This is a genomic window from Methylomonas montana, assembly GCF_030490285.1.
Lineage (GTDB): Bacteria > Pseudomonadota > Gammaproteobacteria > Methylococcales > Methylomonadaceae > Methylomonas > Methylomonas montana.
Map to the genome: position 1 here is coordinate 1,199,955 of NZ_CP129884.1, position 19,668 is coordinate 1,219,622.

13 protein-coding genes are annotated in these 19,668 nt (G+C 53.2%); 7 read left to right on the plus strand and 6 right to left on the minus strand.

Annotated features, from left to right (window positions below):
* Positions 1 to 33: 33 nt before the first annotated feature.
* The 5 genes from QZJ86_RS05780 to QZJ86_RS05800 all read left to right on the plus strand — a co-directional run bounded on the left by QZJ86_RS05780 (position 34) and on the right by QZJ86_RS05800 (position 4,608).
* On the plus strand, positions 34 to 372 hold the full coding sequence (locus QZJ86_RS05780; RefSeq protein WP_301937201.1) for a P-II family nitrogen regulator: 339 nt from the start codon (positions 34 to 36) through the stop codon (positions 370 to 372).
* A gap of 21 nt (positions 373 to 393) precedes the next feature.
* Complete coding sequence (locus QZJ86_RS05785; RefSeq protein WP_301937203.1) at positions 394 to 1,797, plus strand: ammonium transporter; 1,404 nt, start codon at positions 394 to 396, stop codon at positions 1,795 to 1,797.
* Positions 1,798 to 1,977: 180 nt separating this feature from the next.
* Positions 1,978 to 2,316 (plus strand): P-II family nitrogen regulator, encoded by a 339-nt coding sequence (locus QZJ86_RS05790; RefSeq protein WP_301937205.1) that lies wholly within the window; start codon positions 1,978 to 1,980, stop codon positions 2,314 to 2,316.
* Positions 2,317 to 2,488: 172 nt separating this feature from the next.
* The gene (locus tag QZJ86_RS05795; RefSeq protein WP_407081653.1) at positions 2,489 to 3,757 is read left to right on the plus strand and encodes an ammonium transporter; all 1,269 of its coding nucleotides are present in this window, start codon (positions 2,489 to 2,491) and stop codon (positions 3,755 to 3,757) included.
* Positions 3,758 to 3,843: 86 nt separating this feature from the next.
* On the plus strand, positions 3,844 to 4,608 hold the full coding sequence (locus tag QZJ86_RS05800; RefSeq protein ID WP_301937208.1) for an inositol monophosphatase family protein: 765 nt from the start codon (positions 3,844 to 3,846) through the stop codon (positions 4,606 to 4,608).
* On the opposite strand, the gene QZJ86_RS05805 is transcribed toward QZJ86_RS05800, so the two are convergent.
* Positions 4,587 to 5,801, minus strand: a complete 1,215-nt coding sequence (locus tag QZJ86_RS05805; protein WP_301937209.1) for a glycosyltransferase — start codon at positions 5,799 to 5,801, stop codon at positions 4,587 to 4,589. The genes QZJ86_RS05800 and QZJ86_RS05805 overlap by 22 nt on opposite strands.
* Before the next feature lie 265 nt (positions 5,802 to 6,066).
* On the opposite strand from QZJ86_RS05805, the gene QZJ86_RS05810 reads away from it, so the two are divergent.
* Positions 6,067 to 7,893, plus strand: coding sequence for an autotransporter domain-containing protein (locus QZJ86_RS05810; protein ID WP_301937210.1), 1,827 nt, complete (start codon positions 6,067 to 6,069; stop codon positions 7,891 to 7,893).
* Between the two features lie 125 nt (positions 7,894 to 8,018).
* Here QZJ86_RS05810 and rpe read toward each other — a convergent pair whose 3' ends face one another.
* The 4 genes from rpe to QZJ86_RS05830 form a co-directional block, all read right to left on the minus strand.
* Positions 8,019 to 8,690: a ribulose-phosphate 3-epimerase gene (gene rpe / locus QZJ86_RS05815; RefSeq protein ID WP_301937211.1), complete on the minus strand. Its 672-nt coding sequence runs from the start codon at positions 8,688 to 8,690 to the stop codon at positions 8,019 to 8,021.
* A 353-nt stretch (positions 8,691 to 9,043) separates the two neighbouring features.
* A complete protein-coding gene (locus tag QZJ86_RS05820) occupies positions 9,044 to 11,407 on the minus strand; it encodes a sensor domain-containing protein (RefSeq protein ID WP_301937213.1) in 2,364 nt (787 codons plus the stop codon).
* Positions 11,408 to 11,427: 20 nt separating this feature from the next.
* Positions 11,428 to 12,129, minus strand: coding sequence for a response regulator (locus QZJ86_RS05825; protein WP_301937215.1), 702 nt, complete (start codon positions 12,127 to 12,129; stop codon positions 11,428 to 11,430).
* A gap of 26 nt (positions 12,130 to 12,155) precedes the next feature.
* A complete protein-coding gene (locus QZJ86_RS05830) occupies positions 12,156 to 17,285 on the minus strand; it encodes an ATP-binding sensor histidine kinase (protein ID WP_301937217.1) in 5,130 nt (1,709 codons plus the stop codon).
* Positions 17,286 to 17,406: 121 nt separating this feature from the next.
* On the opposite strand from QZJ86_RS05830, the gene QZJ86_RS05835 reads away from it, so the two are divergent.
* Positions 17,407 to 17,973, plus strand: a complete 567-nt coding sequence (locus tag QZJ86_RS05835) for a thioredoxin family protein (RefSeq protein WP_301937218.1) — start codon at positions 17,407 to 17,409, stop codon at positions 17,971 to 17,973.
* 6 nt (positions 17,974 to 17,979) lie between these two features.
* Here the strand turns inward: QZJ86_RS05835 and QZJ86_RS05840 are convergent, their stop codons facing one another.
* A complete protein-coding gene (locus tag QZJ86_RS05840) occupies positions 17,980 to 19,560 on the minus strand; it encodes a methyl-accepting chemotaxis protein (protein ID WP_301937220.1) in 1,581 nt (526 codons plus the stop codon).
* Positions 19,561 to 19,668 lie beyond the last annotated feature (108 nt).

The window sequence follows — 19,668 nt, forward strand, 5'->3', positions numbered from 1 at the left end:
ATTTTATTAACTCAAGCAACGAGGTGTTGAACTATGAAACTGATAACAGCGGTGGTTAAGCCGTTTAAGCTAGACGACGTGCGTGAAGCGTTGTCGGATATCGGTGTATCTGGCGTAACGGTGACTGAAGTAAAGGGGTTCGGTCGGCAGAAAGGCCACACGGAACTGTATCGGGGGGCGGAATATGTGGTGGATTTTTTGCCCAAGGCAAAAATTGAAGTAGCGGTCGCAGACGGCTTGCTTGAGCAGGCTGTGGAAGCGATTGTGAAAGTAGCCAATACCGGCAAGATCGGCGACGGCAAAATTTTTGTGACCGATTTGGAGCAGGTAGTACGGATTAGAACCGGCGAATCCGGCGAAGAAGCGCTTTAACTCAAGATGGAGAAACGAACAATGAAATATTTAACAGGCATGGCGCTGTTCGCGCTATTTGGGCTTTCGGGTATGGCGTTTGCGGAAGAAGTGGCAGCCCCAGCTGTGCAAGCCACCGTCAATAAAGGCGATACCGCATGGATGATCGTGGCAACGGTGCTGGTTGCGTTGATGGTCATCCCCGGATTGGCGCTGTTCTACGGCGGCATGGTCCGCGCTAAAAATATGCTGTCGGTCCTGATGCAAGTCTTCATTATTTTTTCGCTGACCGCTATTTTATGGGCGACTTACGGATACAGCGTGGCTTTCACCGAAGGCAATGCGTTCTTTGGCGGTTTCAGCAAGGCCTTCCTGGCAGGAATTACCCCGGATTCGATGGCGGCGACTTTCAGCAAGGGCGTTTTCGTGCCCGAATACATCTATGTCGCATTTCAGCTGACCTTTTCGGCGATTACCCCGGCATTGATCATCGGCGCTTTTGCCGAGCGGGTTAAGTTTTCTGCGGTGCTGTTGTTCACCGTGATTTGGTTCAGCTTCTGCTATTTGCCGATGGCGCATATGGTCTGGTATTGGGCCGGTCCTGATGCGTATACCGATGCGGCAGCCGCTGAAACGGCTGGTGCGACAGCAGGCTTTCTATTCCAAAAAGGTGCGCTGGATTTTGCCGGCGGCACCGTGGTGCACATCAATGCCGGTATCGCCGGTTTGGTCGGCTGCTTGATGATCGGTAAACGTATTGGTTACGGCAAGGAATTCATCGCCCCGCACAGCGTGACGATGAACATGATAGGCGCATCTTTATTGTGGATAGGCTGGTTCGGTTTTAACGCCGGATCCAACCTGGAAGCCAACGGTCTGGCTGCGTTGGTGTTTGTTAACACCTTGTTGGCGGCAGCGGCGGCAACGCTGGCCTGGATGGCCGCTGAGTGGATGGTGCGCGGTAAACCGAGTATGTTGGGCGGCACCTCCGGTGCGGTGGCCGGCTTGGTGGCCATTACGCCGGCTTGTGGCTGGGCTGGTCCGATGGGGGCTATCGGATTGGGTTTGGTGGCCGGCGCGCTTTGTTTCTGGGCGGTAACGTTTCTGAAACACGCATTGAACTATGACGACTCGCTGGATGCATTTGGCGTTCATGGTATTGGCGGCGTCATCGGCGCCTTGGGAACCGGCGTGGTGGCCAGTCCGGCGTTGGGTGGTACCGGTGTATGGGACTATGTGACGAATGCCGTATTGCCGGACTATAGCATCTTGAGCCAAGTCACCAGTCAAGCCTGGGGCGTCGGCACCGCGATCATTTGGTCCGCTGTGGTGTCCTTCGTGGCTTTCAAAATCGCCGATGTGGCGCTGGGCTTACGTGTCAGCGAGGCCACCGAACGCGAAGGGTTGGATGTCACCGAACACGGCGAAACGGCTTATCACGTATAGGCTGCGTCACTGGGCTTGAGATTGGTAAAGCGGGCGATCGGCGATGGTCGCCCGTTTTTGCTATCATAAAGCGCTACTTTGGTGCTTTTGCCAGCGTAAATGTAGGTTCTATCGGAATTATCTACTATTGGCGGCAACAGTGACGAAACCGTACTTTAATCATTCGAATTTGGGGATAGCATGAAATTAATTACAGCGATTATCAAACCATTCAAGCTGGACGACGTCAGGGAAGCCTTGTCGGAGATCGGCGTGGCTGGTGTTACGGCAACCGAGGTGAAAGGATTCGGTCGGCAAAAAGGCCACACCGAGTTATATCGCGGCGCCGAATATGTGGTCGATTTTCTACCCAAGGTCAAACTGGAAATCGCGGTTGCCGAACATGTGGTCGATCAGGCCGTGGAAACCATCGTCAAGGCTGCCAATACCGGCAAAATAGGCGATGGGAAAATTTTTGTGACCAATCTGGAACAGATTGTCCGTATCAGAACCGGCGAGACCGGAGAAGACGCTATTTAGGTTTTCTCCCAAGTCTTCGCAAAAGGACAGAGTACAAAAGCAGTAACATATCTAAAATCGCCCTGGTCTGCGAACCACTCGCAGACCAGGGCGATTTTGTTGTTTCTGGCTTTGTAATAAACAACATACCCTAATTTTGTGATAGACAATGACAAACATTATAAGAACGCTGATGCTGCTTGCAATCAGTATGATATTGCCGGAACCGGCTTTGGCCGACGGCATTAATCAAGCCAATACCGCTTGGGTTTTAACCTCCACCGCACTGGTATTGTTCATGACCATCCCCGGCCTGTCCCTGTTTTACGGCGGCCTAGTTAGAAGTAAAAACGTGCTGTCGATATTAATGCAATGCTTCGCGATTACCTGCCTGGTATCGATATTGTGGCTAGCCGGCGTCTATAGTTTCGTGTTTGCCGACGGCGGTAGTTGGCAAAATCTGCTCGGCGGCGGTAGCAAAATATTTCTGCCGGAAATGGGAACCCAAAATCTGAGCGGTGATATTCCTGAAATCGTGTTTTTCATGTTCCAGATGACTTTCGCGATCATTACCCCGGCATTAATCGTCGGTGCCTTTGCCGAACGGATGAAATTTTCGGCAATGCTTTGGTTCAGCGCGTTGTGGTTGATCGTGGTGTACATGCCGATTTGCCATTGGATTTGGGGCAATGGTTGGTTGGCCGCGCTAGGTGCTAAGGATTTTGCCGGCGGGATTGTGATCCATGTCAATGCCGGCGTCGCGTCCTTGGTCGCCGCGCTGGTGTTGGGCAATCGCAGAGGCTTTCCGAGCGTAGCAATGACGCCACACAATATGACCATGGTGGTGACCGGCGCCGGCATGCTTTGGTTTGGTTGGTTCGGTTTTAATGGTGGCAGCGCATTGAAAGCCGACGGCAGCGCCGGCATGGCGATAGCCGTCACCCATATTGCCGCCGCCGCGGGTGCCTTGACCTGGATGAGCATCGAATGGAAACGGTTCGGTAAGCCCAGTGTCTTGGGTATCGTCACTGGCATGGTGGCAGGCCTCGGCACCATCACCCCCGCATCCGGGTTTGTCGGGCCAATCGGCGGCTTGGTCATCGGTGTTGTCGCTGGCGTGGTCTGTTTTTATGCCACCCAATATGTCAAACGCGGCTTAAAAATCGACGATTCCTTGGATGTGTTTCCGGTGCATGGTGTCGGCGGCTGCGTCGGTTCGATTTTGACCGGGGTGTTTGCCGCGGAAAGTTTCGGCGGTCTGGGGTTGAATGGCGTTTCTATCCTCGATCAGGTCGGCGTGCAAGCGTTGGCGGTGCTGGTGGCTGCTTTGTGGAGCGCGTTATTCAGTTATCTGTTGCTGAAAGCCATCGACAAAGTCATCGGCTTGCGCGTCAGCGAAGACGAAGAAGTTGAAGGTCTGGACATTGCCTTGCACGAAGAGACCGGATATCACAATCTGTAAAGCTTAGCGGTTAAAATAGGCTTTTCTATCGGCGGGCGACTTGGTTTACTAAGTCGCCCGCGTCTTTACTAAAACCTGGGAAAGTCATGCCTATCACTCTTGAAGCACTGGAAACCATCGTCCGCGCCGCCGGCGACGTCGCGATGAGTTATTTCAACGATCTCGATAAACTGTCAATCAACAAAAAAAGCGCCCGCGATCTGGTGACCGACGCCGATGTCGCCGTGGAAAATTATCTGAAACAGGCTTTGACCGAGCATTGTCCGGAATATGGCTTCTGGGGCGAGGAAAGCGGCCAAACCGCCAATCAAACCAAGCGCTGGATCGTCGATCCGATCGACGGCACCCATTCCTTTTCCAAAGGCCAGTATTACTGGGGCATCAGCGTTGCGCTGGAAATCGACGGCGAGTTGACGATGGGCGTGGTCTACGGCCCGGCGTTGGACGATTATTACTGCGCGGAAAAGGGTAAAGGGGCTTGGAAAAATGGTAAGCCGATCCGGGTGTCAGGCGAAACCAGTTTGGCCAGTAGTATGGTTTCCACCGGCTTTGCCTGTTTGCGCCAGTATCTGGAAGACAACAATCTGGCTCGCTTCGGCCGTATCGCCCAGGCTACCACCGGCCAGCGTCGGTTGGGCTCGGCGGCATTGGATTTATGCACGGTGGCCGATGGTCAGGTTGACGCCTTTTGGGAGCAGGAACTGAACTTATACGATGTCGCCGCCGGCGCGCTGATCGCCCAGGAAGCGGGGGGGATCCTCACCAATTTTAAAGGCGATCCGGGGGTGTTTCCGAAACAGATATTGGCTACTAACGGTAAGATACTGGATCAGATTTTGCCGTTGATGTGAGCCTGATTGATCAGCGCTTCGCAGCGTTGACTGATGGCTACGGCTTGTTGTGCCGGGGAAAAGGCGGCATATTTTTCGGCAAATTTGCGGGCTGCGTTGGCATATTTGCCGCTGGCGAGGAGGTCGGTGAGTAGTGCGCGGTAATTGGGTCTTTTGCTGTCCATGGGTACGCAAATCCCGGCCCCCAATGCTGCGACGTTGCGTGCTCCCAGGAGTTGCTCCAAGTGCATTGGCAATGCCAAGATAGGTTTGCCGGATAATAAAAATGCCGCCATAGTGGCGGGGCTTCCATAGGAAATCGCCAGATCGCAGTCTCGGCTGGCGGCCGCGATGTTTAACGGTTGCGCCGAGATATGCAAATTGGCGCTACTGTGTTTTTCAATGAATGCCGGTGTCGTACCGGGGATGTGCATCAGCACTGACCATGAAGAAGATCGAAGTTGCTGCAAAAGCCCTTCCAGACCGGTGTATTCCGGTCTTAAATAGCCGAATATTTTTTGGGTGCCGACGCTAGGCCAGATGGGGTCAATACCACTGGCTTGGTAAATCGCCGGTCCCCAATATTTTGCCTGGCCGCGTTGTTGGTAGTGATCAAGTTCTGAAAAAGTGCAGAGAAAGTCCTCTTCGGTGTCGAATAAATCGGCCACCGTTTTGAGCGGCTGAGCGCCTAATCGATGAAGTACCGAATTAATGGTCGCCAAGATTTTTGCTTCGACAGCGACTAACTGTTTTTCGGCAACGGGTTGCCACGGTCTCATGGCGGGTAGCGGATTTAATTTGGGCGGCGAAAAGAAGCCGGTTCCAAATAATGTGCGTGGAATATCGAGTTGGTGCGTCGCCAACATAGCGCCGGGTGCATGATCGAGCACGATCAAATCGGGGGCAAGATGCTGAAATAGGTTTATCCAGGCTTTTACTTTGGTATACAACCCAGAAATCTCGTCAAAACCGGCGTTCTGCAAGATGCCAGGATAACTGATGGCCAGCGGCTGGGTTTGGGATGTTGGCCAGCGGATGGGCGCTTGTAGATAGCAAAAGCCGTCATTACCCAGCAAGGTGTCGGCATATTGCAGATCTTTAAGCACGAATATCACTTCATGACCGTGCTGTTTTAATTGCTGGGCTACTGGAAGAAAAGCGGCGGTATGACCATATCCACCGCCTAATTCCCAAACATAAACAACTCTACTCATCGGGCCAATAAATGGAAATATTAAGTTTCTGAATTTTTGCCGAGTTTTTTATCGGGTTCAAGCTATTTATCGGTGCCGGAAACACTTGCTTGTAAAATTGATTTTCAAGTGTTTTTAAGGCACTCGTCATTATTAAGCCATTATAGACAGTTCAGGTTGGAGTGATATTATTGCTTGCAGTTAACAAATTAGATCCTATGCTTAAGCCATTGAGTTTTAGTATTTGATTTTTGTTTTTTCCGGTATTTAGTCCAGAGTATTTCCTATGAAATTACCGTTAGCCAATGACATAAGATTTTCGGGATTCCTCGAGAAAGTGACAACGCCGGCGCTGGCTAGGAAAGACAGATTGCCCGATTTTCTGTTACCAAAATGTTGTAGCTCCAAGCGGATTTTATTGGCGGCGGCAAGTGCGCTGGCGGTGGTACCGTTTGCAGCTCAGGCGTGGACACTGGATTTCAGTCCAGGCTCCTACAGTGTCAATGAGGCAGATGGCTCGGTTCAAGTTGGCATTAATTTGGCTTCCCAAGGAGATTATGGTGGCTGTTTCGTCGACGGCAACGTGGTCGTTAGCGGCGGAAGCGCGACGTCCGGGAGTGACTTCAATATTTCCGGCGGCAGTTTCAGTATCAGCAACACCAGTAATACGGCCAATGTAAGTATCGGTATTGTCAACGATACCGTGGTGGAGGGAAGCGAAACGATCAGCTTGTCGCTTGCAATTACTAGTCAAGACTGCTTTGGCTCGGTTTCCGCAGGTGGCCCGGCAACCGTCACGATTGCTGATGACGATACCGCGCCGCCGCCACCTCCTCCTCCGCCAACACCGCCTCCACCCACACCAGCGCCAGCGCCCGATCCCACACCGAATCTTAGTTTGGATCCCAACTTCACGCCGAATCAGCGCTCGATTTACGACGGATTGCTTAGCGCTTGCGACACGGCTACCGGAGAGTTGCAACAGCGCTGCCAGGAAATCAGTAATGCCGATCTCGATGCGGTGATTCCCGATCAAGTCGCGGCGCAAGGTGCGGCGGCAGTGGATTTTGCCTTCCGGCAATTTTCCATCATCCACGGTCGTATCGTAAACTTGCGTAATAGCCAGAATCAAAACCCCTCGCTACTGGGTTATTCGACAATCAATATTAATGGAGAATCGATACCGGTCGGCAAGGCTTTGATGACGGCGTTGGGGCCGGCGCGCGGCGGCGCGGCGGGTGACGATCCCGAGGCACCGTTCCGTGACAGTCCGCTGGGATTTTTCCTGAAAGGCCAGTTTAATGTCGGCGAAAAAGACAATACCCTAAACGAGCGCGGCTTTAAAACCGACAGGAAGGCGTTCACCTTTGGCGTCGATTACAGTTTTACCGATGCGTTTGTGCTGGGCGCCGCATTCGGTTATGGCGCCACGGATACTCGTTACACGCGCGGCAACGGTGAAATGGCGACCGATGCCTTCGAATTTTCCTCGTATGGCAGTTATTTCCTGCCCCAGGAATTTTATGTCGACTGGGTGATGAGTTACGCGCTACACAACTTTGATATCAACCGCCGTATTCAATACAGTGGTTTCGACGACGCAGCGAAAAGCAATGTCAATGGCGATCAATACGGTATTAGCTTGGGGTTTGGCAAGGATATTTCGCTACAAAGCCTGGTGATTAACCCTTATATACGCTTGGACTATAGCAAAACCGAAGTGGATGGCTACCAGGAAACGGGTGGCGCTGGCTTGGGCATGTCGTTTGATAAGCAGTTTATCGACTCGGCAACATCGACGCTCGGTGGTCAGGCCAGCAAAGCCATCAGCATGCCGTGGGGGATACTATCGCCCGGCGTGCGTTTTGAGTGGGTGCACCAATACATGGATGATGGCCGCTTCATACAGGCGCGTTTTAACCAAGCTACTGCCGGCACCGGCAGATTTAGCGTCAAAACCGATACTCCGGATCGGGATTATTTCAATATTGGTAGTTCCCTGGCGCTGACTCTACCGGAGGGGAGGGCGGGTTTTCTGCGTTACGAATACCGATTGGGGCAAGCTTATATTGCCGATCACACCGTGGAGTTAGGTGCCCGGATTCCATTTTGACGATGGATGCGCTAGCCGTGTTGCCGGGCTAACCGACTGATTTACTGATTGGGTTTAGGCTGGGGAAAGGGCGCTCGAACTGTTATTTGTCCTCTTCTTCCCTGGGAAGAAGAGGACAAATGAGATTACTTGGCTTTAGCCAATTCCGCGCGCATTTCGTCGATAACCGCTTTATAGTCGGGTTTGCCGAAAATGGCCGAGCCTGCAACAAAAGTGTCGGCGCCGGCTTCTTTGATATCGCGGATGTTGCCGATGTTCACTCCACCGTCAATTTCCAGACGGATGTTGAAGCCGCTGTCGTCGATGCGTTTTCTGACCTGACGCAGTTTATCCAAAGCGGACGGAATAAAGGACTGACCGCCGAAGCCTGGATTGACCGACATCAACAGAATCATGTCCAATTTGTCCATTACGTGATCCAGATAATGCAGCGGGGTGCCTGGGTTGAAGGTCAAACCCGCTTTGCAGCCCAGATCCTTGATCATTTGCAACGTGCGGTCGATGTGCATCGATGCTTCCGGGTGGAAGGTGATGTAGCTGGCGCCGGCTTTGGCGAAATCGGGGATAATGCGATCGACCGGGGCGACCATCAAATGCACGTCGATCGGGGCGGTAACGCCGTGTTTACGCAGCGCTTCACACACCAGCGGGCCGATGGTCAGATTAGGCACAAAATGGTTGTCCATCACATCAAAATGCACAATGTCGGCGCCCGCGCTTAATACATTGTCGACTTCTTCGCCCAAGCGCGCGAAGTCTGCGGAGAGTATGGAAGGTGCAATCAAATTGTCTGCCATTTTATTATTCCTGTTGGTGAGGTGAAAAATCGCATTATAACTTTTTTCCGGAGTTTGGCTAAATCGTGGATGGGTAGCCGGTTTGATGCTTGTCTATTATCGATTGTCGGGAAGGTTTTAGAAGCTGTTTAAAAACTGCTGCGCTTGCTCATGACTGTGTTGAAAAATCGCTGAAAATCCTCATGGTCTCCATGTACACTCCGGTTTTTACTCACCCCATCCTTGGTGGGGCTCGCCCTTGGGTCGGCTTTGCCGCTCCCTACGCGAATCCATCGCTTTGGGTCGCGTTTTTTCGCCTTGCCATGAACAAGCTCGCGACGTTTTTTAAACAGCGTCTTAGGCGCAATGGGCCGTTAGTGCGGACGGTAATCGCTCAGAAACTTTTCAAATACGGCGACCGGTAACGGTGTACTGGTCAAGTAACCCTGATAAAGATCACATTGCCGGCTTTTCAGAAACGCCAATTGCGCGGCGGTTTCCACGCCTTCGGCCACGACCCGCATCCGCAGGGTTTTCGCCATCGCGATGATGGTCGCGGTGATTTCCATGTCGTCGTTATTGAGCGGAATGTCCTCAATGAAACTTTTATCGATTTTTAAGACATCCATCGGGAATAATTTTAGATAAGCCAGCGAAGAGTAACCGGTGCCGAAGTCGTCTATGGCCAGATGAACGCCTAGCGTATGCAATTGACGCAGGATTTCGATGGCTTCCTTTTCGCGTTTCATTAACGCGCTTTCGGTCAATTCCAGTTCCAAATAGTCGGCCGGAAAGCCGGTTTCCAGCAAGATTTTGGCGACCACATCGCTGATGTCACTATGCAAAAATTGTTGTGGAGACAGGTTGACGGCCAGGCGCAAGGGTTTTAAGCCCGCCTCCAGCCAGCGCTTGCCTTGGCGACAGGTCTCTCTTAATACCCAGTTGCCGATGGCGGTAATCAGCCCGGTTTCCTCGGCGATCGGAATGAAGCGGAGCGGCGGAATCAGTTCGCCGCTGGCGGTTTGCCAGCGTACCAAGGCTTCGGCGCCGACGATTTCGCCGCTATCGATGTGGATTTGCGGTTGAAAAAACACGCGCAATTCGCCGCGTTCTATTGCCTGGCGCAGGCGAATTTCAATGTCGATACGCTCGCGTGCGGCACGGGTTAAATCCTCGGAAAAATATTTGAAACGATTGCGGCCTTCGTTTTTGGCTTGATACAGTGCAGTATCGGCGTGCTGTATCAACTCATCGGGCGAAGTGCCATGATCGGGGAACAGGGCAATGCCGACGCTGACGCCGATACGCACCTCGTGGCCGCTGGCCAGCCGCCAGGTTTGGCTTAAGGTGTTGATAATTTGAGTGGCGACGAGGGCTACGGCTTCCGGATGCAGCACTTCTTCCAGCAATACCACGAATTCATCCCCGCCCAGACGGCAAACGGTGTCTATGCTGCGCAGCCGTGCGCTGAGCCGGTCGGCGACCATCTGCAACAGATCGTCGCCGGCCAGATGCCCGAAGCTGTCGTTGACATCCTTGAAGCGATCCAGATCCAGCATCAATACCGCCATCGTGGTCTCCTGGCGGCGGGCTTTTTCGATGTTGTGTTGGAGACGCGATAGAAACAGCATCCGATTGGGTAACTTGGTGAGCGGATCGTGGTGTGCCAGAAATTCCAGTTCTTTTTCCGACGCTTTAAGCTTGGTAATGTCGGCAAACACGCCGACGTAGTGGGTAATGTTGCCGTCGAGGTTCCTGATAGTGCTGATGCTCAACAATTCGGGATAGAGCTCCCCGTTTTTACGGCGGTTCCAGATTTCCCCCTGCCAATGGTCGGTGCTAGCGATACTTGCCCACATTTCCCGATAAAAGGCCTGGGCGTGTCGGCCGGAGCTGAGTATGCTGGGATTTTTGCCAACCACTTCGTCATTGCCGTAGCCGGTGATCTCGGTAAATGCCTTGTTGACCATCAGGATATGGCGCTCGGCGTCGGTAATCATCACGCCTTCGCGGGTGCTTTCAAATACAGCCGCGGCCTGGCTTAGCCGCTCTTCGTTAGCCTTGATATCGGAGATATCGGTGATGGTGCCGACATAACCGCACAAGTTGCCGGCATCGTCCAGCTCGGGATCGGCCCGGCCGACCACCCAGCGCAGGCTGCCATCGGCATGCTGAAAGCGGTATTGCATGTTGAAAGGCTGCAAGGTTGCTAGGTTCCGTGTCCATTCGGCGACCACACGATCCCGGTCTTCAGCGAACAGCCCGCTTTCCCAGCCGCTGCCATGCGCCTTGCTAAATGGCAAACCGGTGATTTCACACCAGCGGTGGTTGACATAATCGCATTCGCCGAGTTGGTTGGTGCGAAAAATGCCAACTGGCGCTATCTTCGAGAGCGTGTGGAACAGCAATTCGCTTTCCTGTAGCGCCATTTCAGCCTGTTTGCGGGCGGTGATGTCGCGTAGCGCGATGACATACGCCGCCGCACCTTCCCATTGTAGTGGCGCGGAGCGCATTTCCGCCCAGGCTATGCCGCTGGGGCGAATCAGATTGATGTCCTGAAACTGGATTTTATCGTTGGGTATGGGGATGGCCAGCGATTGCCCAATCAGGCAACCGCGTTCCAATAGCTGTTCGGCCGCTTGATTGGCATACAGCACAAAGCCTTGCGGGTCGACTACCATCACGCCGTCGGTAATGGTATCGAGGACCAGATTAAGCTGTTTGAGTGTTTGCGGCATCGGGGGTATTAGACCAAGCCTCAAACGATCACTGTTTGCACACCTGTACCCTGGGTTTGTGTGGTGATGGCCGCCATCACCGACGACATTCTCGATAGATCGCCAAGCAGTTTCAACACCGGTTCCGGCAAATCACGCACCAGCATCGGCGTGGCGAAGATTTCCTTTTCCAGGGCCTTTTCCGGCATGCCCAATACCTCGACGACGTCGAATACCCAGTGGCCCGGTTCGTAAATACCGGCCAGCACCGCGCTGATTTGCTCGACCAGCCGGCGCGTCTCCGGATTCAGAGACACGACATAAAGCGTTAGCACCAATTTATGGTGATTGGCCCGGCGTTCTTCATGAATTTTGGCGATATGCACGACCTGGGCGATGTTTCTGATCTGCGAGGCAGACAGCGGTTTACTGGCCAGCTCGAATTGCAAGCCTTCCTCATGCGCGGCCTTCAATTGATCCATAAACTCGGCGGCGAAGGCGGTGACGACATAGACATTTAGATTCTTGTCCAGCGCTTTCAGGCGGCGTAGCGTTTCCACGCCGTCGATGCCTGGCATGCGCAAATCCAGAAATATTAGATCAGGGCATTCGGCTTCCACCATGGCAATGCCTTGCAGACCATTTTCTGCTTCCGAGACACTATAGCCTTCTTCTTCCAGAATCAATTTGAATGCGCCACGCACCGCCGGGTCGTCATCAATGACCAGAATTTTGTTTACCATCGCCTAAGTCTCTGTACTGTAAAAATCTATGAATTGTGAGGGAATTTTAACTGGATGCAACAACCCTGACCAATGCTACTTTCTATCGCGATGGTGCCGCCGGCGTCCTGAATCAGCCGACGAGTGACCGACAGGCCTAAACCGGTGCCCTGGCCGGGCGGTTTGGTAGTAAAGAAAGGATCGAACATCCGGCTTTGCACGTCGTCGGCAATGCCTGGGCCGTTGTCTTTTATGCTCAACCTTAACATTTTTTCCGATGAATCGGTGCTGATTTCTATGCAAGATTGTGAACGGCCGCGCAACGCGTCGCGGGCGTTGATTAATAAGTTGACCAGAATCTGCTGCAAGCTTTCTGCAGGGCAGGCAATCGGCGGCAGTTGTGCCGGCAGGTCGACGTGGACTTCGATGGCGGCTTTGTGCAATTCGCCTTCCAGTAGCAGTAGGGTTTGCCCCAGCACTTCCTCCACCGAACAACTGCCGGTTTGCGCGGTTCTGTTGTGCATGAACACCAGCATATTGGAGACAATGTTTTTGATGCGCTGGATTTGTTGCAGGGCCTGGGCAAGAACCTGCTTGGATTTGGGATCTTCACTGCGGTCGGCGACAAATTCGACAAAATTCATCACCCCCATCAGCGGATTGTTGATTTCATGCGCCACGCCTCCCACCAGGGTGCCGAGTGCAGACAGCTTTTCCATTTGCAGCATGTGGTCCTGATTTTCCTGCAATTGTTTATAAGCTTGCCGGGTTTGTTCGAGCAAGCGGGCGTTTTCCAGCGAAATCGCCGCTTGCCCGGTCAATAATTCGGTCATGCCGATTTTCTCCGGGGTAAACACGCCCTCGGACAGGCGGTTTTCCAGATAGAGCAAACCGATCAATTCGGTCTGCTTGATGACGGGTAGACACAATACCGAACGCAGCCCCAGCGCCAACACCTCCGGCGCATTCTGAAAATCGCCTTCGCTACAGGCATCGCGCAACACCACTTTTTCGTGGGTGCGTTGCACATAATTGACGATGGCTCGGCAAATGCCTCGAACCTTGTTCAAGCTGTAATAGTGTTTGTGTATGGTGCGTTTTTTGCCGACATGTTGTTCGGCGGCTACGAATAACTCGTCGCCTTGTTTGATCAGCAAATAGCCATGCTGGGCCGCCGAGCTTTCCAGCACCACCGCCATGATTTTCTGCATCAATTGGGTTAGGTCGATTTCCGCCGACAGCGCCAGCGCCGATTTCATCAAATAATTGATGTCCAGGCTGGGCAGGGTAGGCAGCGCGGGTTTGGATTTGACGATTCTGGCGCCGGTGTCCGGGTTGACGTACTGATGGCGTTCCTGTAGCCGGTTGTTTTTAGCGTCGGCCCGGCACAAGCGGTAATGGCGGCGGGCTTCGCCGTAATACAGCTCGGCGTCGCCAAGTTGGTAAGTACTTAATAAATCGGCCAGCAATTCGTATAAATGTCCGGTCAACAGTCCATAGTTTTGTGCTATGGCCAAGGCGATGGCGTCCAGATACAGATTGCGCGCTTCGCGGTATTGTTTTTGGCGACGGGCAATTTCGGCGTGGATAAACGCCAAATAAGGTTTTAATAGTGGTCCGAGCCCAGCCCAGATTTCCAGTTGGCTGAGCAGCGGTGCGATTTCGCGGTCGATTTCCGGCCAATCCAGTTGCTCCGGCAAGCGTAGCCGGTTCAAAATTCTAAACACATACCACAGCCGTTTCAGTACGTTATCGGTCAGGCCGTGTAGATATTGCTCAACCGTTTGCAGCGAGTGTGCCGCGGCGCCGTAGTCACCCAGATAATACTGGGCAAAACCCAGCAAGGCAAAATAGCTGCCGGAAGCCGCTACATAATGATTGGCGTGCCATTGTTCCAAGGTGGTTTGCATGTCGACCGGGCGGTAATCGGGTTTCATGGGTATCACCCAGCCCGCTAAAACCGCTTGGGCCAGGCCGACCGAAAATGACAGATGGTTTTTACGGGAAAACTGCAAGCACTCGTCGGCGGCTTCTTCCACCCAGCGCAAATTCTTACCCTGGGCCTGTAAGTTCCACATCAATGGCCCGTACGACAAGCCGGCGTTGTATAAGTCGCCGCAATTCTTGCCGGATTGAATGGCTTTGCGTGCATAATCGACGATGTCGGCCGGGTGGCTGCGCGAATGCATATTGCACCAGACAATGCCGTTCATGCCGCGCGTCGCGCCAAAGGTGTTGGGATACTTCGCGCACAAGTCGTGTGCCAGATCCTGGTAACGAAAAGCCAGCTGGAATTGTCCCTGTTCGCCCAAGTTAAGGCCCATGATCGAAAACGAATAAATCACCGATTCGTCCATGCCGCCTGCCAGACAATGCTGCGTCGATTGTGCCGCCGACAGATACAGCTGCGGCACTAGTCCACACATATACAGGTCCGGGATCAGTTCGCTGTAAAACGCCAGTTCGATTTTGCTTTGTCGCTGATCGGTAAACGGCATATTCAGGATTTTTTGCCAGACATCGCCTTGTTCGGCGATTTGCGCCATTAAGCCTTCCATGCGTTTTAGAGCCAAAGCCGGATCGTCGGGGATGGATTTGTTGAAATAGGCCAGGCCGCGATTGGCGGTGGCGATGGCCTGGTTGAAATTGCCGAACGACGATAACGAGGTGGTTTGTTCCGCCAAGGCTTCCGCTTTGTCCAGATCGCTGACGGCATGTTCGATCAGACGATTCAGCAGCGCTTCCGAGCTTTCGTAACGGCCGCACATCAAGTCGGTTTTTGCCAGGCGTTGATAAATTCTAAAGGTCTGCGCATAGGCGTTTTCCCAACAATCGGCCGGCAGATAATCGTGGGCTTTCAGAAAAAATTCGTTGGCGGCATCGCCGGCCAGCGCATCCAGCGCCTTATTGCCGGCTTGGAAATTGATGTCCACCAGCCAATACGCGGTTTCCTGATCCAGGTCCGCTGGACAGCCGCGGTTGAGATGAGCGGCGATGGTGAACAGATTGTCCAGGTTTTGCAGATTGGTGCCGACGGCCATGTCGGCCAATAGACGGTTGCCGATCCGCCAATGGATATTGGGACGGTTTTTGGTTTGCACCTGTTGCAATACCGCTTCCTGCACCCGGTCGTGGACGAATTGCAGATCGGATTTATTTTCCAACAGTAGTCCGAGGCTCAGTACCGGCTTTAAATCCTCGAACAATTGCTCGATACGCATATCCAGCACCAAGGCCACATCCTCGGCGGTGAAGCGATTGCCCATGCAGGCGCAGTGATCGAGGATGCGTATGGTTTTCAACGGCAGTTTACGGACTTTGGCACTGAATAACTCCACGACGCTGGCCGGCATTTGCGTGTCGCGAATCCGGTTCATATCCCAAGCCCAGTGCTGCTCGGCATTAGTGCTGAGCAGGTTTTCGTTATACAGCCAAGCCAGACTTTCACTGACAAACAAGGGGTTGCCCTCGGTCAGGTGGGCGATAAAATCGGCCAGATTGGCGGTGGACGCCAGTGGCGAATCCAAAATGTAGGCCACCATTTCATGGCAATCCGCATCGCTGAGCGGTTCCAGGCGAATTTCGGTCAGCGGGCCGGCGTTTTCCTGCACGCTACGGATCAGTTTGGTTAAGGGGTGGGCGGTATCGACTTCGTTATGCCGATAGGCGCCCATGAAAAACAGATAGGGGTGTTCGCGGTGATTGGCGAACAGATTTTGCAGAAAGTCGAAGGTGGCGGTATCGCACCATTGTAAATCGTCGATGAATAGCACTAAGGGGTTATTTTCGCTGGCCAGACAGGCCAGAAAACGGCCGAACAAATTGTTGAAACGATTGCGGGCTTCTACCGGCGGCAAAGGCGGGGGTTCGGGCTGCGGCCCGATAATGAATTCCAGCTCCGGTACTACATCGATAATCACGCCACCGGTATGATCCAATGTGTCGAGGATTTTGCCGCGCCACTGTTGTACTTGGTCATCGCTTTCGGTCAGAAAGGTCCGAATCAGGTTGCGCAGCGCCTGAATCAGTGAACTGTAGGGGATGTTTTTTTGGTATTGATCGAACTTTCCTGAGCTAAAGTAACCACGATTTTTGACCAACGGTTTTTGCAATTCTTGAATCAAGCGGGTTTTGCCGATGCCGGACAGTCCGGAAATAAACACCGAGCGAAACTGGCCGGTGGCTACTTGATCGTATTCTTGGCGAATCAACGCGCTTTCGGCTTGGCGGCCGACCATCTTGGAAATAAAGATCACGCGGCGACTACGGTCATGCTGGCCGATGAAAAAATCGGACACCATGCCGCTGGCTTCATATTCTTTCTGACAGCGCAGCAGGTCCGCCAGTAAGCCGGAAGCGCTTTGATAGCGCTTTTCCGGCTGTTTCAACGTTAATTTGGCGATGATTTCACTGAGCGTGCGTGGAATGCCGGGGCTGATTTCATGGGCTTTGACCGCTTCTTCGGCCAGATGCGAATGAATCAATTCCAGCGGGTCGCAGGAAAAAAACGGCAAGCTGCCGCTCAGCAATTCGTAAAACACGATGCCCAGCGAATATAAATCGGTGGAGAAATCGACCCGGTAGTTGATGCGTCCGGTCTGTTCCGGCGAAGTGTAGGCCAGCGTGTTGCGGACAAATTCCGGATCGTAGATGAAATGGCTGACATCGCGGATGTCCAGCGGTGTGATGAAATCGGTCAGCCGCAGATTCAGCGTGCCGGATTGCACCAGGATATTATGCGGTTTGATGCCGCCGTGGGTGATGCCGGCGTCATGCACCGATTGCAAGGTATCGGCCAATGAACAGGCCAGCGTAAAAAAATCGCCGAGTTTGACGGCTTGCTGCTGGGCGACCCATTTATTCAGCGGTTGGCCGCTGAACCAGGGTTGCACGATGAATTGCTCGCCGTCGCTGGATTCCAGCGCTAACGGCGTACAGGCCCGCGGATCGTGCAGTACTTTCAGGCGTTCGATTTTTTGCCGCAGATGTCGCGATTGCTCGTCCCAGCTGGACAACAATTTCAGACATTTGACGACCAAGGGATATTCCGGGATATGCTTGTGGTAGCCCTTGTAAACGATGGCTTGCAGGCTTTCCCCAAGTTTCTCGGTCAGCACATAGCTGTCCAGTTGTGGGGCGTTTTGTAGCGGCTTGGTGATGGTTGTTATGTCGGTCATGCTATGGCTCTGCTAGAAAAACCCATGGGGGTGGGGGATAGTAAAGTGATTCTTCGGCTAAAACCAGAGGCAAGGCTGTTTTATAATTCAGGCTTTTACATCGATTAACAAAGGAGTTGCCATGGCCGCGACCGCATCCAATATGCTGCCTTTAGGTAGTACCGCCCCGGATTTTCGTTTGCCGGATACCGTCAGCGGCCGGGACTACGGTTTGCAGGACTTAAGAGGCGAGCAGGGCACACTGGTTTTGTTTATCTGCAATCACTGCCCTTATGTATTGCATGTCAAACAACAGCTAATCGCCATCGCCCAGCAATATGCGATCTTGGGTATTTCGACTATTGCGATCAGTTCCAACGACATCGTCAATTATCCCGAAGACGCGCCGGACAAGATGCAGCAAATGATGGCGGCATGGGGCAATCCGTTTGCCGCGTATTTGTACGATGAGAGCCAGACGGTCGCCAAAGCCTATCAGGCCGCTTGCACGCCGGATATTTATTTGTTCGATGCCGATCTGGCTTGCGTCTACCGGGGCCGGCTCGATGCCGCTACGCCTAAAAACGACCTGCCGGTGACCGGCGCCGATTTACGTAATGCCTTGGATAATCTGCTGGCCGGGCAGCCGATAACCGAGGCACAAGTGCCGAGTATCGGCTGTAATATCAAATGGAAGAGTGCGGAATAGGGATTGTTAACCTTGATTGTCGTCGAATTGTTCTACCATTAAATCCAGTTCTTTGCTTAATTCAGAAACGCTGCCGCTGGCAGCGCTGGCTTCGGCGGCATGTTCGGTGGTTTCTCGGGACAGGGTGCCGATCGCCACAACGGTTTTGGCAATTTCCTCGGATACTGCGTGCTGTTGTTCGGCGGCGCTGGCGATCTGCACGATCATTTCATTAATAAAGTTGACCGAACGGCTAGTCTGTTGAACTAGTTCGGTGGAGTTTTTGCCTTGCTCGGCGCCGGCAGCCGCCAATTCCTTGACCTTGCTCATCTCTTGAACCGCATCTTTGACGCCGGCGCGCAAGCCGTCGATCATTTTATGGATTTCTTCGGTGGACTTCTGCGTCCGGCCAGCCAGGGTTCTGACTTCATCTGCCACCACCGCGAAACCGCGGCCTTGCTCGCCGGCGCGAGCCGCTTCGATCGCGGCGTTGAGCGCCAACAGATTGGTTTGTTCAGCGATGCCTTGAATCACATCCAATACGCCGCCTATCTTTTTGCTGTGATCGGATAGCACCTGAATCACGGTTTCGGCCTGATTGACCGCCGTCGCCAGTCGGTTGATCATCTGTATCGTGTCGTTGACCCGCAACAAGGTATCTTGCGATTGTTGGTTGGCGTTGTTGGCGGCATCCGCAGCGTTGGCGGCGCTTCTGGCCACTTCGCTCACCGTGGCGCTCATCTGGTGGATAGCGGACGCGATCTGTTCGATTTCAGTCAATTGTTTTTCCATCGCCGAACTGACATGTCTGACTGCCCTATGACTGGCATCCGCTTTGCCGGCCAGTGGTTCGGTGGCCTGGATCAGGCGGCGGATGATGGTTCTGGATTTGGCTTTCAACAGCTTAACCGCCAATAACAATTGGCCGACTTCGCTGCCATCGCCGGTATACACCTGCTGCATCGCCGGGTTTTCGATCACTTGTCTGGCTTCCGTTGCCGCACGGCTCAGCGGCCGCAGTATCAGCCATATCCAGGCATAAGCCAGGGGAATGGAAACGCCGAAAATGGGTGCCGAAGACGCTAAATCGATTTTGCCGGTCAGATCCAGTACGACGGCGGCGATGACTTGCAATATCGCAAAACCGGCTATCAGTTTGCTGGACAAACTAAGCCGACCCAGCCAGGAATTGATGTCTTTCCCGGCATTTAATTGAGGGTAGAGCCGAGTGGCGCGCTCGACGCAGGCCGGCTCCGGTTTTACCCGCACCGATTCGTAGCCGATGATTTTGCCCTGATCGAAACGCGGCGTGACGAAAGCATCCACCCAGTAATAGTCGCCGTTTTTGCAACGGTTCTTGACGATGCCCATCCAGGGCCGGCCGCTTTTGATGGTTTGCCATAAGTCGGCGAACGCGGCCTGAGGCATATCGGGATGGCGGACGATGTTGTGGCTTTGATGCAATAATTCGGCCTGGTCAAAACCGCTGACTTTTAAAAAATCGTTATTGATGTAAGTGATCAGGCCGGACGGATCGGTTGCCGAGGTGATCGTCGTTTTAAGGCTAAAACTCACTTCGCGTTGGGTAACGGGTAAATTTTTTCTCATGATTATTATAAGTTGTGGACTATGAGGCTTTCAGCAAACGCACCGCTGGTGCGGGTGCGGCGCAATTAGATAAACCTAGCAAGTATAGGGGGAATTAGAACGTTTGCG